We start from the raw sequence: 14528 nt of genomic DNA on the forward strand, positions 1-14528 counted from the left end.
AAGCAGACGAAAGTCCCATGAGCGAATCCACCACCCCCAACTCGACGACGGCAGCCGACGGCCGGGCGCATCATGTGCGGGCCGCTCCGCAGCGCAACAATTACGACAATCCGTACGCCAAGCGGCTGTTCCTGATCATAGACAGCCTGCCGCAGATGCAGCGGGCGCTATCCATGACTTTGTCATCTTTCGGCGCCAACAGCGTGGAGTACGCCGCCAAAGCCAGCGAAGCGCTGGCCAAGATGGCCAAGTACGACTTCGACGTGGTGCTGTGCGACTATGATCTGGGCAACGGCTACGACGGCCTGTACCTGTTCGAAGAGGTCAGGGAGCGCAATCTGCTCAAGCAGTCGTGCGTGTTCATGATCGTCACCGGCGAACGCCGCTCGCAGCGGGTGATCTCCGCCGCCGAGATGACGCCGGACGATTACCTGCTCAAGCCGTTCACCGGCGAGGTGCTGCGCGAGCGGCTAGAGCGGGCGATGCGCAAGCGCGAGGCGTTCCGGCTGGTGGACGAGGGCATCCTGCGCCACGAATACCTGGCCGCCATCGAGGCCTGCGACCGCAAGATCGACGAAAACAACGAGTTCTCGATAGACTTCATGCGGCTGAAAGGCTCGCTGGCGCTGAAAATCCACGATTTCGACAGCGCGCGCGACGCCTATATGCAGGTGCTGCGCATCAAGCCGTCCACCTGGGCCAAGATGGGGCTGGCCAAGGCGCTGGCCGGCCTCAAATCCCTGGACGAAGCGCGGCTGCTATTCGAGGCGGTGCTGGCCGACAACAACCAGGTGATGGAAGCCTACGACTGGCTGGCCAGGCTCTACCGCGACAACCACGACCTCAGCCGCGCCCAGCACACGCTGCAGACCGCCGCCGAGATGTCGCCGGCGGTGTTCCGCCGCCAACAGCAGCTGGCCGAGGTGGCGGTGCTCAACCACGACCTGGCCACCGCCGAGGCCGCCTGCCAGCAGACGCTGGACATCGCCAAACACACCTGGCACCGCAGCCCCACCCATTACGCGGCGCTGGCGCGCATCCAGCTGGCGCGCGGCGACACCGGCAACGTCGGCCGCACGCTGGCCAGCCTGCGCCACGACTACCGCTACAACGAAGAGGCCGAATGGCTGGCCAATGTGATGGACAGCCAGCTGCAGGCCAAGAGCGGCAACGCCGACAAGGCGCGCGCGCTGCTGGAGGAGGCCGAGGGGCGCTTCAAGCAGTTGGCGGCGAAGCTGGAACAGGAAGCCCAGATGGAATACGCGCGCGCCTGCTACCAGCAGGGCAAGGAAGCCCAGGGCAACGAGGCGATGCAGTACCTGGTGCGCAACCATCACGACGACGAGCAGCTGCTGGCCCATTTCAGCGACATGTTCGAGGAGCTGGGCATGGGTCAAACCGGCCGCCAGCTGATCGCGCAAAATGTGAAATCAGTGCTGGAACTGAACAACCAGGCGGTGCGCGAGGCGCAGACCGGCGAACTCGACACCGCGATCGAACGCTTCGCCAAGGCGCTGGAGGACATGCCGCACAACGTGCAGATCATGCTCAACCTGGTCAACGCGGTGCTGGCCCACGTCAGCCAGCACGGCTGGCACGAAAGCCATATGCGCCGCGCCTACGAGCTGCTGGGCAAGGTGCGCGACATCGCGCCGACCAACAACAAGTTCCAGAAGATCCTGCAATCCTGGCGTCTGCTGGTGGACAAGATGGACAAGCCGCAATGGGCGCTCTGAGCCAGTTGCGAGTGGTGGTGGTGGACGACGAGGCGCCGGCGCGCGAACGACTGAACCAGTTGCTGGCCGATTGCGGCGTCAGCCGGACCCACAGCCTGGCGGACGGCCAGTCCGCGCTCGCCTGGCTGGCGCAGCATCCGGCGGACGTGGTGCTGCTGGACATCAGCATGCCCGGCCTGGACGGCATGGCGGTGGCGCGCCAGCTCAAGCTGCAGCCCTTGGCGCCGCAGCTGATTTTCAGCACCGCCCACGACCATTTCGCGGTGGAGGCCTTCGAACTGAACGCCGCCGACTACCTGCTCAAGCCGGTGCGGCGCGAGCGGCTGGAACAGGCGCTGCAACGAGCGCTGGCGCGCTGCGGCGGCCAGGAGGAAGCGCCCAGTTTCACCGTGCGCCAGCGCGGCCGGCTGTTGACGGTTCCCTTCACCGACGTGCGCTACCTGAAGGCCGAACTCAAATATGTCACCCTGGTCGCGCAAAACGGCGAATACCTGCTGGACGAAGCGCTGGTGACGCTGGAGCAGCGGCTGGGCGGCGCCGTGCTGCGGATACACCGCAACTGCCTGGTGATGCGCCACGCGGTGCAGGAGCTGCGCCGCAGCGGCGGCGACGGCAGCGAAGAACAATGGGTGATACGGCTGCGCGACGTGGCGGCGCCGCTGCCGGTCAGCCGCCGCCAGATCCACGCCATCAAGGACGCGCTGGGCGCCTCGCCATCCTTACGTACTATTACTTAAATGGGGATTTCGCCGATTTATTGCTAAAAAACGGGGTCCCGTTCTTATAGAATCACCCATTGCCGAATATATGTCGATGGTTTTAACATGCAAGCAAGACTGGTTTATGCTGGGTGCATGGCCCTGTGGCTGATATTGAGCGCGCTGGCGGCCCTGTCGATTGCCAGCCGCTCGCTGCTGGGCGCGGAACAGCAATTCAACAACCAGTCGCAGCAATTGACCGAGCAGTTGAAACAGCGTCTGCTCACCAATGAAACCGTGCTCGACAGCTACGCCACCTTCAGCGCCCTGGACCACCGAAACGAAATCCGGCAGAAACATCCCTTCGTATTGCAGCTGCTGCGCCGCTATCCGCAGATCACCACCCTGGCCCACATCGAACGGGTGCCGCAATCCAGAATCGACGGCTACAACCGCCAGTTGCAGCGCGAATACGGCGCTGGCTACCGACTGCGCGCCTATGCGCGGCCATCGGCCGCCCGGCCGCTGCCGGCCCAGGACGAATATTTCCCATTGATGTTCGCCGAGCCGCAGTCGCAGGGCAATCTGCAACTGGTGGGAATGGACGCCTCGCAGCAGCCGCAATTGCGCGAAGCGCTGCAGGAAACCCTCAATAGCGGCCGCACCACGCTATCGCGCCAGCTGCGTCTGCCCGATGGCGAAGCCGGCTACGTGCTGCTGCGCAGCATAGACAAGCATCAGGCCAGCGGCCCGCTTGAGCTGCAACCCCGGCATTTCGCCATGCTGTTCATCCGCGCCGACTCGCTGCTGCCGCCCGACCTCATCCTGCCGCCGGGCATGGCGGTCAGCGTGCGCCACCGCGACGATCCCCTGCGACCGCCCGGCGGCCAGGCGCTGTTGCTGGGCAACAGCCATCCCGACGCGCTGGAGCGCCTGCTGTTCCCGCGGCTGGAAACCAGCCAGCTGCTGGGCGGCGCCGGCCAGCCGCTGCGCTTCACCCTCAGTTGGCAACAGGGTTGGGCGCAGATCGGCTTGTTCGAATGGGTGGTATGGCTGCTGCTGTCGCTGCTGCTGGGCTCCGGCCTGGCGCTGGCCAGCTACAGCTTCGTGCGCAGCAACAACAGCCGCCGCCTGCGCGAGAGCCAGCTGTTCCACCTGGCCAACCACGATCGGCTTACCGGCCTGGCCAACCGCAACCTGTTCTACGACCGGCTGCAGCACGCTATCAGCCGGGTCGATCGCAGCGGCAAGCGCCTTGCGCTGCTGTTCCTCGACCTGGACCGTTTCAAGCCGGTCAACGACACCTACGGCCACATTGCCGGCGACCGGGTACTACAGCTGATCGCCGCCCGCATCCAGGACGTGATCCGCAACGAGGACACCGTCGCCAGGCTGGGTGGCGACGAATTCGTCATCCTGATGGAAGACATCGAGTCCAACCGCGAGGCCGACAAGGTGGTGGCGCGGCTGAAGCAGGCAATCCAGATGCCGTACCCGGTGGACCAGCACCGCATCATGGTGGGGGTCAGCATAGGCATCGCCTATTACCCGGAGGACGGCCTGCTGATAGACGAATTGCTGGCGGTGGCCGACCGCAAGATGTACGGCAACAAGCAATCGCCCAACCGCCAGTCGGAAACCGTCGCCTGACGGCGGCCTCCGGCCGCCATCCTCACTTCAGGCTCAGCTCCACCGCGATATTGCCGCGCGTGGCGTTGGAGTAGGGGCAGATGCGGTGGGCCGCCTGCACCAGCTCCTCCGCCGCGGCGCGCTCCATCCCCGGCAGCGAAACTTCCAACCGCACCGCGATGCCGAAACCGTGCGCTATCGGCCCGATGGCAACCTTGCCGCTGACCGCTACTTCGGCCGGCAGGCGGAGTTTGGCCTGCATCGCCGCCACTTTCAGCGCGCCGATGAAGCAGGCGGAATAGCCGGCGGCGAACAGTTGTTCCGGATTGGTGCCGTCGCCGCCGACGCCGCCCAATTCGCGCGGCGTGCTCAACTGCAGCTGCAGCGCCTTGTCGCTGGACTCGGCGCGGCCATCGCGGCCGCCAAAGGCGGTGGCTTCGGCCGTGTACAGCACTTTTTGCAGGGTATTCATCCAGATTCTCCTTCGCTCATGGTTTGAGATAAAAATAACTAGCTATTAAATAGCGAGCTATATAAATACCAAAACCCAAACGGGCTTCATGGCTGCAGCAGCTGATCGCGCAAGCCGCACAAGGCTGCTCTCAACTGCTGTATGTCCTCTAAGGGCAGTCCGCTGCGGCACAGCATCTTCAGCGGAATCGATTCCGCCTGGCCGCGCAGCTCTCGTCCGGCCGCGCTCAACCGCACCACCACTACCCGCTCGTCGCTGGCCAGCCGCTCGCGCGACAGCCAGCCGGCCGCCTCCATCCGCTTGAGCAGCGGCGTCAACGTCGCCGAGTCCAGATAAAGCTTGTCGCCGATGTCGGATACCGAGCGCTGGTCCTGCTCCCACAGCACCAGCAGCACCAAGTATTGCGAATAAGTGATGCCCAGCGGTTTCAGGCTGTCGCGGTAGGCCTTGTTCATCGCCAGCGAGGCGGAGTACAGCGCGAAGCACAGTTGCTGATCCAGTTGCAGCAGCTTGGGGTCGGACGGGCAGATTGGGTTTGGATCCATGTCCAAATATTAAATAGTGCGCTATTTATTTGCAAGCAATAATTTTTACCGCAAGCCGGACTCCCGCCCTATGCGCAAAAAACGGAATCACGTCCTCGGGTGGGCTCCGCTTGCGCCGGTTCGGCTCAGGCCGCCACCCGCACAGGGCCGCGGCCCAGATCGGCCAGCGACTGGCACACCTGATGCCAATCACCCAGGCTGCGCACGCCTTGCAGAATAATGCGGGCCAGCGATTCGTTGCAAACCTCCGGACCAAACTGCATCAGCATCTCATGCAGCGCAAAACGCAGGGTATGGCTGCCTTGCAACAGGGCATCCACTTCGTCGTGCACCTCCGCGCAAACCCGCATTTCGCCCTGGGCGTCCCATTGCACCTGATGCCGGGGACAGAAGCCGGAACGGATCAGCGCCACATCGCCGTTCAGATCCGGCGCGAACAGCAGGGCGCTGTGCTGCAGATAGCCGCAAGCCACGATCAGGCTTTCCAGCGAATGCGGGGTAGCGGCCGGCGCGCCGGCGGGAAGGGTGGTCATGTCGTTTCTCCTCGATTTTTATTTGTCGCTTATTTGAGCATCCGCCGCGCCTGGATGACAATGGCCGGCAATGGATGGCAAAGAGCTTTTACCCTAAATTTACAACTCGTCCAACTATCCGCGGCAACTGACAAGCGCTGCGCCGCGTCGTAACATCAAGTGCTATTCCACTGGCGGCAAACTTCATGCATATCGTCTATCTTCATGGCTTCAACTCCAGCCCGCAGTCGCTGAAGGCCGGCGAAACCGCCGCCTGGCTCCGGCAGCATGCGCCGGACATCGAACTGCATTGCCCGCGGCTGTCGCCGCATCCGGCCGAAGCCGTGCGCCAGGCTGGCGAACTGCTGGCCGCGCTGCCGGAAGACACGCTGCTGATCGGCAGCTCGCTAGGCGGCTTCTACGCCAGTTGCCTGGCCGAACGGCAGCGGCGCCCGGCGGTGCTGATCAATCCGGCCATCCGCCCCGACCGCGACCTGGCGCGCTTCGCCGGCGAGCAAACCAATCCCTATACCGGCGAGGCCTACATCCTGGGAGACGACGATCTGGCGGCGCTGCAGTCGCAGCGGGTGGAAACGCCGAGCCGGCGGCGCTACTGGCTGCTGCTGAGCAGCCGCGACGAAGTGCTGGACTGGCGCGAAGCCGCGGCCCATTACCGTCACAGCCGGCAGACTGTATTCAATGGCGACGACCACCGCCTGAACAACTGGCCTAAGGTATTGCCGGAAGTCGTCGCCTGGGCGCGCCGGCAACTGTCCATCTCCGTTTGACGGCCCGTTCAGCGGCGCGGGCTTGCCGCTGGCATGGCGTCGGAGCAGACTGACGCTTCCCATTTCCAAGGAGTGCGCCATGAGCCACAGCATCGTGTTTTCAGAAAGCGGCAGCCCGGATGTGCTGCGCCTGGCCCCGGCCCAGGTAGGACAGCCCGCCGCGGGCGAAGTCCGGCTGCGACATACCGCCATCGGCGTCAACTTCATCGATATCTACCAGCGCAGCGGCCTCTATCCGCTGCCGCTGCCCAGTGGCCTGGGCAGCGAAGCCGCCGGCGTGGTGGAGGCGGTGGGCGAGGGGGTGGACTGGCTCAGGAGCGGCGACCGCGTCGCCTATGCCGGCGGCCCTCTGGGTGCCTATTCCAGCCAAAGGCTGATCTCCGCGCAGCACCTGGTCAAACTGCCGGACGAGATCGGCGACGAAACCGCCGCCTGCGCGATGCTGCAGGGCATGACCGTCGAGTATCTGGTGCAGCGCACCTACCCGGTGCAGCCTGGGCAGACCGTGCTGTGGCATGCCGCCGCCGGCGGCGTGGGCCAGATCGCGCTGCAATGGCTGACAGCGATGGGAGCCAAGGTGATCGCCACCGTCGGTTCGGCGGCCAAGGCGGAAATCGCCCGCGCGCTGGGCGCCGCCCATGTGATCAACTACGGCGAGGAAGACGTGGTGGCCCGGGTGCGCGACATCACCGGCGGCAAGGGCGTGCCGGTGGTGTACGACTCGGTGGGCAAGGACACTTTCCAGATTTCGTTGTCCTGCCTGGCGCCGCGCGGCATGATGGTCAGCTTCGGCAATGCCTCCGGCCCGGTGCCGGCCCTTTCGCCGCTGGAGCTGACCAAGCACGGCTCGCTGTTCCTCACCCGCCCCAAGCTTGGCGACTACACCGCCAGCCGCGAAGAACTGGAGGCTTCGACCCAGGCGCTGTTCGCGCGGCTGGCTGACGGCCGAATCCGGGTGACGCCATCGCACCGCTATCCGCTGGCCGAGGCCGCGCAAGCGCACCGCGATCTGGAAGCGCGCCGCACCACCGGATCGGTGATCCTGCTGCCCTGAGCCGCAGGCTCAATCCGCCAACGGCGGCGCCGACAGGCACCAGCCGGCGCCGCGGCGCCGCGACGAGTCGCAGGCTCCCTCCGCGCAGCTCTGCGGCAAGCGCGAGCAGTCGCCTGACGGCAGGCGTTCGTCTATGCACTGGCGCCGACCGGCGCCGGTCATGCCCTCGCAGGACGCCTGCGCCGCCAGCAAGGCTTCGCAACGCTTGGCGTCGCGCTGGCGCTGGCAACTCAATGGCGGAGTGTAGTAGGCGAGGCAGACGCGCCGCTGCGGTTCGGCCAGGTCCAGGCAGCTGCGCAAGCCCTGCTGGTAGGCCTGGCAGCGCTGCGGCGCGATGGCCCGGCTGCAATCGACATCCGCCGCCGCCGCTTGGCTGCCCAGGCAGCACAGCAACAGTCCGAAACCGGCGCGGACGCACCCCTCCCAGCTGGACATCCCCTGTTGCTTCATCACAGCGTCCTTTCCCGAGCGGACGACGAATTATTCGGACTGGTTCTGTTGTTGTTCCTGCCTGCGCTTATCTTGCCAAAAATTCGGCCTGACCGGCGTGGTTTGCGCGTGCCCGTCCGGCGTCGGCGGCAACAAGCGGTTGGACTGGTGCTTGACCGGATCAAATCCCATGTCGCCGTTCTTCGCGGCTTCGCGCAGGCGCAGATTGCGCAAGCGGCGGTTTTCCGGGCATTGCGGATCGGTTTGACACGATGTCGGCGCTGACCTGGCCTCGGCGCTGCGGGCCGGGCCATGCTGGTGGAAAGTCTGCGCCAGCGTGGCCTGTTGCGCAAACAGGCTGCCCCACAGCAGAATGATCAGGTATCGCTTCATATCGGCATTTTATCCTGTCTATGACAACCACGGCCATGACCACTCGGGACGGCATGGCGGAATCGGGTTGTCCACTGGCCTGGGGGCAAGCGTCTACCGGCCTGGATCCGCCATTGCGCCCATGATGGCGCGGCTTTTCCAAGCATTTGAAAATATTGGCCGTTGCATTGCGGAACCGGACTTTCGTCCCGCTGTTGTCCAAGCTTAGGGCCAAGCATTTGCGCAGACGTCTGCGTCGGCCCCACAATTGTTAACGACTGTATCGCGACGAGCGGGCTTAACATCTGTAAAAACAAGGCCTGCCAGAGCGCGCGCGCGCAACGCTAAGCTGGCAGCCTGAACACTGAGGACAACCACATGGAACACAATAAAATCCTGGTCGTGGACGACGATGCCAAGCTGCGCGAGCTGCTGACCCGTTACCTGACCCAACAGGGTTACAGCGTGGAAACCCTGCCCGACCCCAAGGATCTGGACCGCAAGCTGGCACGCAACCGGCCCGACCTGATCGTGCTGGATGTGATGATGCCCGGCGAGGACGGACTGGCGGTGGTGCGCCGCCTGCGCGCCCAGGGCGAATCGCTGCCGGTGATCATGCTGACCGCCCGCGGCGAGGACATCGACCGCATCCTCGGCCTGGAAATGGGCGCCGACGACTACCTGCCCAAACCGTTCAATCCGCGCGAGCTGACCGCGCGCATCCAGTCGGTGCTGCGCCGCCACCATACCACGCCGGCGCTGGCCGCCCAGCACAATGCCGACGACGTGGTGGAGTTCGGCGAATTCTCGCTTAATCTGGGTCAGCGCGAGCTGCGCCGCAGCGGCCAGGCGATCGCGCTGACCAGCGCCGAGTTCGCCGTGCTGTCGGTGCTGGTCAACCACCCGCGCCGCCCGCTCACCCGCGAACAGTTGATGGAGCTGGCGCTGGGCAAGGGCAACGGCGAATCGCTGGACCGCAGCATAGACGTGCACATCTCGCGCCTGCGCAAGGCGCTGGAAAACGGCGACAGCCAGTTGCGCTACATCCAGACGGTGTGGGGCTACGGCTACGTGTTCGTTCCGGACGGCTCGCCCAGGGAGTAAGCCTTGTTACGCAAGCTGTTTGGCTCGCTGTTCTTTCGCTTGGCGCTGCTGGTGGTGACGGTGGTGATCGCCACCCAATTGTTCACCATCTCGCTGGCCAACCTCGAAAGACACAAGCTGCTGGAGCGCCAGCTGTACATCCAGGTGTTGGACACGCTGTCCTATCTGGAAGACTCGATGACCGGCATGAGCAACGAGGAGAAGCAGGCCTTTCTGGACAACTACAACCGTCCCGGCCTGCCCAGCCTGCTGCCGTTCAACGCCGACCACGGCCAGAGCTTCGCCGACGATCTGCCCAAGATAGGCGCCATGCTGGCGCAGCGGCTGTCGCATGACCTGAACGAGCCGATCCAGGCCCATTATGCGCGGCGCGAAGACCACAGCGAGCTGTGGGTGCACGTGCACGTGCTGGATCAGCCGTACTGGCTGGTGATTCCGTTTGGCCGCTACCGCGAGCGCTGGATCAATCCGATGCTGCAGGCGTCGCTGCTAGCCGCATTGTTCGCCACGGTGCTGGCGTCCCTGTTCGCTTGGCGCATCACCCGGCCGATCAGCCGGGTGGTGATGGCCAGCCGCGAACTGGCCGGCGGTTCGATGCCGCAGGCCATCCCGGAAACCGGCCCGCGCGAAGTGCAGCTGCTGGCGCACAACTTCAACAGCATGGCGCAGGCGCTGGACAACGCCGCGCGCGAACGGCGGCTGATGCTGGCCGGATTGTCGCACGATCTGCGCACCCCGCTGACCCGGCTGAAGCTGACGCTGGAAATGCAGGACGCCAGCCACGATCAGCACGACATGCTGTCCGACATCGACGAGCTGTCGCGCATCGTTCGCCAGTTCATCGACTTCGCCCGCGCCGAGGAAACCAGCCGCCTGGAGCCGGTGGCGCTGGCCGACCTGGCCGCCAGCGTGGTGGCGCGCTTCCGCCGCGAAGACATGGACCTGAAACTGGACATCCGCAACGAGCCGGAACTGCAGGCCGACGCGCTGGCGCTGGAGCGCCTGCTCAGCAATCTGCTGGAAAACGCCCGCCGCTACGGCCAGCCCCCGGTGGTGGTGAGAGTGGAGCAAGGAGAGGGCGAAGTGCTGCTCAGCGTGATAGACCACGGCCAGGGCATACCGGCCGCCTTGCGCGAAACCGCGCTGGCGCCATTCGAACGGCTGGCCGAGCACCGCGGCACCGATGGCGGCAGCGGCCTCGGCCTCGCCATCGTCTCCCGCATCGTCAAGCAGCATGGCGGCCGACTGGAGCTGGCCGACGAGGACGGCGGCTTCAAGGTGGCGATCCACCTGCCGCTGGCCTGAGACCGGGGCCGGGCATCCGTCCGGCCCTGTCGACGCAACCGCAAACTTCTAGCCCGGCGGTTTTGGCCAGATCCCGCCGCGCGAACCCTGCGCCGAACCGGACGGATTCGCGCCTCAGGCCATCCATGCCGCGTCTTGCGGCTGCGCCGCCAACTGCGCGCTTTCCCAACCGACCAGTTCCGCCTTGCGCGCCTCGCCCCAGCGGTATTGCCCCAAGGCGCCCTCGGCGCGGATCACCCGGTGGCAGGGAATCAGCCAGGCCACCGGATTGGCGCCGACGGCGCTGCCCACCGCCCGTGCCGCCTGCGGCCGCCCAATGCTGGCCGCCAATTGGCCGTAACTGAGTAGGCCGCCATAAGGCACACCGAGCAACGCCCGCCACACCTGGATCTGGAAATTGCTGCCCTGCACCCTCAAGGCCAGCGGCGGGCCGTCGCGCAGCGACAGCGGCGCGAACAGCCGCTCGGCCAGCGCCCGCCCCTGGCCATTCTGGCGACGCAAGCGCGCCTGCGGCCATTGCTCGTGCAGCCAGGTTTCGGCGCCCGCCTCATCCACGACGAACTGCAAGGCGCAGATGCCGCGCGCCGTCTGCGCCAGCAGCAGCGGACCGAAGCGGCTGGCCTCCACGCTCCAGCCTATCTCCAGGCCGGCGCCTCCCCTCTGATATTCGCCCGGCGTCATCGCCTCCAGCGTGACGAACAGATCATGCAATCGGCTGCCGCCCGACAGGCCCAACTCGTACGCCAGCGGCAATACCGGCACGCCGGCGGCCAAGCGCGCTTTAGCCGCTTCGCAGGTCAGCTGCTGGATAAAACGCTTGGGGCTGACCCCGGCCCAGCAGGTGAACAGCCGCTGCAGCCGCGATTGCGACAGGTGCACGGCGGCGGCCAAATCAGCCAGCTGCGGCTGCTCGGTGGCGTGCGCCACCAGATAGCGGATGGCGTCGCCGATGCGGGCGTAGTCGCGCGCGTCTTCTGGATGGGTTTGCAATTGGAGGTCCATGTCAGCCGTTCCTGTCTAGCCGCAGAGCATGGCAGCCTTGGGCGGGAAAACGCAACAACGCGCTGGCGACTTCGGGCCGCGCCGCCCAGCGCGCCAGCAGATCGGCCGCCAGGCCAAGCTCGACCAGCATCGCCTCCAGCATGAATTCGCGGCGGTCGTAGGCGCGCAGCGCAATGCGCTCGCCCAGATAGGCGTCGTCCCCCGCGCGCCGCAACAAGGCCGGCAAAGACGGCGAGGACTGCGGCTGCGCCGCCGCCAAGAGGTAGACAGGCCCGTACTCGCGGTACGGCCCGGCCTGCCGGAACGGACTGTAGCTGGCCAGGATCAGCGGCTCGCCGGGCCGGGCCCGGCGCAAGGCGTCGCGGCAGGGCTCGTCTCCCTGCGCCGTCAAACGGACCACCGACTGGCCCAGATCGTCCAGGCCGTCCTCCCGCGTCCGCCGCAAAAAGCCGTCGTTCAGCGTTTGCACTCGCCAGGTCATCGCGTTCTCCTTGAGGTTTTCGATGCCTCAAGTCTAGGGAGAGGGCCGGCGGGACACGACCCGATTCTTGCCGACTTGCCGACCGGATCAGCCGGTGTACAGCAGCGAATACTGGATTTCCGACAAGGCCTGCGGTACCCGGATGAAGGACAGCGGCATGCCCAGCAGGCGCGCCATGTGGCTGGTGGAGAACAGCCCGCACACTTCATGATGGCCGCTGGCCGGATTCAGTTCCACCACCAGCGCGTGCTGGCGGCCCAGTTGCTTCATCGTCGCCACCAGCTGGCCGACATTGGCTAGCGCCACATCGGTCAGTTGCAACGCATCCAGCCTGGCGCGCGGCGTCATCACGTCGCCGACCAGCACGTCGGCGTGGTGCTTGCCGTGCTCTTTCATGCACTGGATCGGCCGCTCGCCCAGCAGATCCACCGCCGTCACCAGCCCCAGCAGGCTGCCTTCGTCATCGTGGACGAACAACAGGCGGATGCCGTGGCTGATCATGCGCTGGTGAGCCTCGCGCAGCCCGGCGTCGGCGGAAATGCCCACCGGATTGACCAGGCGCAGGTCGGTCATCGCGCTCAGCGCCGGGCTGTGCACGGTAATCGGAGGATGCGGACGCTGCTCCAGTTGCACCAGATCGGTGGTGCGTGGCAGAGTCAGGGTGGGCAAGGATTGAAAATCGTTAGCCATGGCGGCTCCTCGCGGGCCAAGACAGAAGGTGAGACGGGCTGCCCAGCCCGTTGCGGGCGGCCCAGCTTTCACGTTAGCGGAAAAGCCTCCCGACTTCAGCGTCCCGACAGGGAACTTTACGTTTATACAACGTCTATTTAATGTCTTTGTTCTAATTCTTCCGCAAATCTATGAACCATCATGCCAACCGCCGGCTCAATGCCGCTCGATTCCCCCTCAAGGCGCTGGGGCTGTTGCTGCCCGCCGCCCTATTGCTGTCCACCGCCGCTCGCGCCGACGGCTGGCCCTATCCTGGCTGGCAGGACAGCGAGGCCACCCGCGTCAAGGCGCTGGCGCTGCTGCAAACCGTCAACGCCACCCTGTTGAGCAACAGCAGCGCCACCCGCACGCTGCAGCAGTGGTGCGGCGAGCACCGGCTGGCGGCGGAGCCACGCATCCGCGCGCTGCGCGACAACAACACCCGCAAGCCGGCCGACGCCGAAATCCGCAAGCAGCTGCAGGTCGGCGCCAGCGAGGCGATAGGTTACCGCCGGGTGCAGCTGGCCTGCGGCGACCATGTGCTGTCGGAAGCCGACAACTGGTACGTGCCGTCGCGCCTCACTCCGGAGATGAACCGTCTGCTGGACACCACCGACACCCCATTCGGCACCGCGGTGCGAGCGCTCAATTTCACCCGCCGCACCGAACAGGCCAAGCTGCTGTGGTCGCCGCTGCCGCAGGGCTGGGAAATGCGCCCGGCGCCGGCCGCCGCCAAAACCCAAGGCCTGGAGATTCCGGAACAGCTGATCCAGCACCGCGCCGTGCTGTACCGGGACGGCAATGTGCCGTTCAGCCTGGTGGTGGAAACCTACCGCCACGACCTGTTCGCCTTCCCGCTCAACCAGCCGCAGACTGCGCCATGACCAGGCGCAGATTCCTCCTGGCCAGCCTGGTCGCAAGTTGCGCGCTGGCCGGCCAGACCGCCGGCGCCGACCAGTTGGACAACATCCTGCAACGCGGCGAGTTGCGGGTGGGCACCACCGGCGACTACCTGCCGTTCAGCGGAAAGGACCCGGCCAGCGGCCGCTACCAGGGCCTGGACATAGATTTGGCGGAAGACCTGGCCCGCGCGCTGGGCGTCAGGCTGCGCTTGGTTCCCACCAGCTGGCCGGCGCTGATGCGCGACCAGGCGGCCGACAAATTCGACATCGCGATGAGCGGAATATCGGTCAGCCTGGAGCGGCAGAAGCGGGCTTTGTATTCCATCCCCTATCTGAACGACGGCAAAACGCCGATCGCCCGCTGCGAAAACCAGCGGCGCTTCCAGACGCTGGCGCAAATCAACCAGCCTGGCGTGAAGCTGGCGGTCAATCCCGGCGGCACCAACGAGCGCTTCGCCCGCACCAATCTGCCGCAGGCTGAATTGACGGTTTTCCCCGACAATACCCGGATTTTCCAACAGATAATCGATGGAAAGGCAGATCTGATGGTCACCGACGCGGTGGAAACCCGCTATCAGCAAAAACTGCATCCGGCGCTGTGCGCGATCCATCCGGAGCGCCCCTTCGATTTTTCGCAGAAAGCCTATCTGCTGCCCAACGACTGGCGCTGGAAGGCCTGGGTCGACCAATGGCTGAGCCAGAGACTGCAGGACGGCGGCTTCGCGCGCTTGTCGGCGCAGTGGCTGGGTCAGTGAATCGGATGCCGGCCCGGACGGGGCAGGATGCAGCAA

The 14528-nt window shown here is 65.5% G+C and carries 17 protein-coding genes; 9 read left to right on the top strand and 8 right to left on the bottom strand.

Going from position 1 to position 14528, the window contains the following annotated elements; genetic code table 11:
• Nucleotides 1–17: 17 nt before the first annotated feature.
• From BI347_RS00720 to BI347_RS00730, 3 genes are all read left to right on the top strand, one after another.
• A complete protein-coding gene (locus BI347_RS00720; protein ID WP_071115095.1) occupies nucleotides 18–1736 on the top strand; it encodes a tetratricopeptide repeat-containing response regulator in 1719 nt (572 codons plus the stop codon).
• Nucleotides 1724–2473, top strand: a complete 750-nt coding sequence (locus BI347_RS00725) for a LytR/AlgR family response regulator transcription factor (protein WP_071111684.1) — start codon at nucleotides 1724–1726, stop codon at nucleotides 2471–2473. The genes BI347_RS00720 and BI347_RS00725 overlap by 13 nt, the downstream gene beginning before the upstream one ends.
• A gap of 117 nt (nucleotides 2474–2590) precedes the next feature.
• A complete protein-coding gene (locus BI347_RS00730) occupies nucleotides 2591–4084 on the top strand; it encodes a sensor domain-containing diguanylate cyclase (RefSeq protein WP_158020684.1) in 1494 nt (497 codons plus the stop codon).
• A gap of 22 nt (nucleotides 4085–4106) precedes the next feature.
• Here BI347_RS00730 and BI347_RS00735 read toward each other — a convergent pair whose 3' ends face one another.
• The 3 genes from BI347_RS00735 to BI347_RS00745 form a co-directional block, all read right to left on the bottom strand.
• Complete coding sequence (locus BI347_RS00735; protein WP_071115096.1) at nucleotides 4107–4535, bottom strand: organic hydroperoxide resistance protein; 429 nt, start codon at nucleotides 4533–4535, stop codon at nucleotides 4107–4109.
• An 86-nt stretch (nucleotides 4536–4621) separates the two neighbouring features.
• Complete coding sequence (locus BI347_RS00740; protein WP_071115097.1) at nucleotides 4622–5080, bottom strand: MarR family winged helix-turn-helix transcriptional regulator; 459 nt, start codon at nucleotides 5078–5080, stop codon at nucleotides 4622–4624.
• A gap of 125 nt (nucleotides 5081–5205) precedes the next feature.
• A complete protein-coding gene (locus BI347_RS00745; protein ID WP_071111680.1) occupies nucleotides 5206–5613 on the bottom strand; it encodes a hypothetical protein in 408 nt (135 codons plus the stop codon).
• Between the two features lie 185 nt (nucleotides 5614–5798).
• On the opposite strand from BI347_RS00745, the gene BI347_RS00750 reads away from it, so the two are divergent.
• Both BI347_RS00750 and BI347_RS00755 read left to right on the top strand, forming a co-directional pair.
• Nucleotides 5799–6380, top strand: coding sequence for a YqiA/YcfP family alpha/beta fold hydrolase (locus BI347_RS00750; RefSeq protein ID WP_071115098.1), 582 nt, complete (start codon nucleotides 5799–5801; stop codon nucleotides 6378–6380).
• Nucleotides 6381–6459: 79 nt separating this feature from the next.
• Nucleotides 6460–7434 (top strand): quinone oxidoreductase family protein, encoded by a 975-nt coding sequence (locus BI347_RS00755; RefSeq protein WP_071111678.1) that lies wholly within the window; start codon nucleotides 6460–6462, stop codon nucleotides 7432–7434.
• Nucleotides 7435–7443: 9 nt separating this feature from the next.
• Here BI347_RS00755 and BI347_RS00760 read toward each other — a convergent pair whose 3' ends face one another.
• Complete coding sequence (locus tag BI347_RS00760; protein ID WP_139166879.1) at nucleotides 7444–7884, bottom strand: hypothetical protein; 441 nt, start codon at nucleotides 7882–7884, stop codon at nucleotides 7444–7446.
• A 30-nt stretch (nucleotides 7885–7914) separates the two neighbouring features.
• On the bottom strand, nucleotides 7915–8256 hold the full coding sequence (locus BI347_RS00765) for a hypothetical protein (RefSeq protein ID WP_071111676.1): 342 nt from the start codon (nucleotides 8254–8256) through the stop codon (nucleotides 7915–7917).
• 357 nt (nucleotides 8257–8613) lie between these two features.
• On the opposite strand from BI347_RS00765, the gene ompR reads away from it, so the two are divergent.
• Entirely contained in the window at nucleotides 8614–9339 is a 726-nt protein-coding gene (gene ompR / locus BI347_RS00770) for an osmolarity response regulator transcription factor OmpR (RefSeq protein WP_071111675.1), read from the top strand.
• Between the two features lie 3 nt (nucleotides 9340–9342).
• A complete protein-coding gene (locus BI347_RS00775) occupies nucleotides 9343–10644 on the top strand; it encodes an ATP-binding protein (protein ID WP_071111674.1) in 1302 nt (433 codons plus the stop codon).
• Nucleotides 10645–10758: 114 nt separating this feature from the next.
• Here BI347_RS00775 and BI347_RS00780 read toward each other — a convergent pair whose 3' ends face one another.
• The 3 genes from BI347_RS00780 to BI347_RS00790 form a co-directional block, all read right to left on the bottom strand.
• A complete protein-coding gene (locus tag BI347_RS00780; protein ID WP_071111673.1) occupies nucleotides 10759–11646 on the bottom strand; it encodes a methylated-DNA--[protein]-cysteine S-methyltransferase in 888 nt (295 codons plus the stop codon).
• 1 nt (nucleotide 11647) lies between these two features.
• Complete coding sequence (locus BI347_RS00785; protein ID WP_071115099.1) at nucleotides 11648–12127, bottom strand: DUF1203 domain-containing protein; 480 nt, start codon at nucleotides 12125–12127, stop codon at nucleotides 11648–11650.
• A gap of 87 nt (nucleotides 12128–12214) precedes the next feature.
• Nucleotides 12215–12817 (bottom strand): CBS domain-containing protein, encoded by a 603-nt coding sequence (locus tag BI347_RS00790; RefSeq protein WP_071111671.1) that lies wholly within the window; start codon nucleotides 12815–12817, stop codon nucleotides 12215–12217.
• Nucleotides 12818–12987: 170 nt separating this feature from the next.
• Between BI347_RS00790 and BI347_RS00795 the strand changes: the two genes are divergently transcribed.
• Entirely contained in the window at nucleotides 12988–13719 is a 732-nt protein-coding gene (locus BI347_RS00795; protein WP_239690797.1) for a chorismate--pyruvate lyase family protein, read from the top strand.
• Nucleotides 13716–14492 carry a transporter substrate-binding domain-containing protein gene (locus BI347_RS00800; protein ID WP_071111670.1) on the top strand — a complete coding sequence of 259 codons (777 nt, stop codon included), beginning with the start codon at nucleotides 13716–13718 and terminating at the stop codon, nucleotides 14490–14492. The genes BI347_RS00795 and BI347_RS00800 overlap by 4 nt, the downstream gene beginning before the upstream one ends.
• Nucleotides 14493–14528: the final 36 nt, after the last annotated feature.

The organism is Chromobacterium sphagni (assembly GCF_001855575.1).
Lineage (GTDB): Bacteria > Pseudomonadota > Gammaproteobacteria > Burkholderiales > Chromobacteriaceae > Chromobacterium > Chromobacterium sphagni.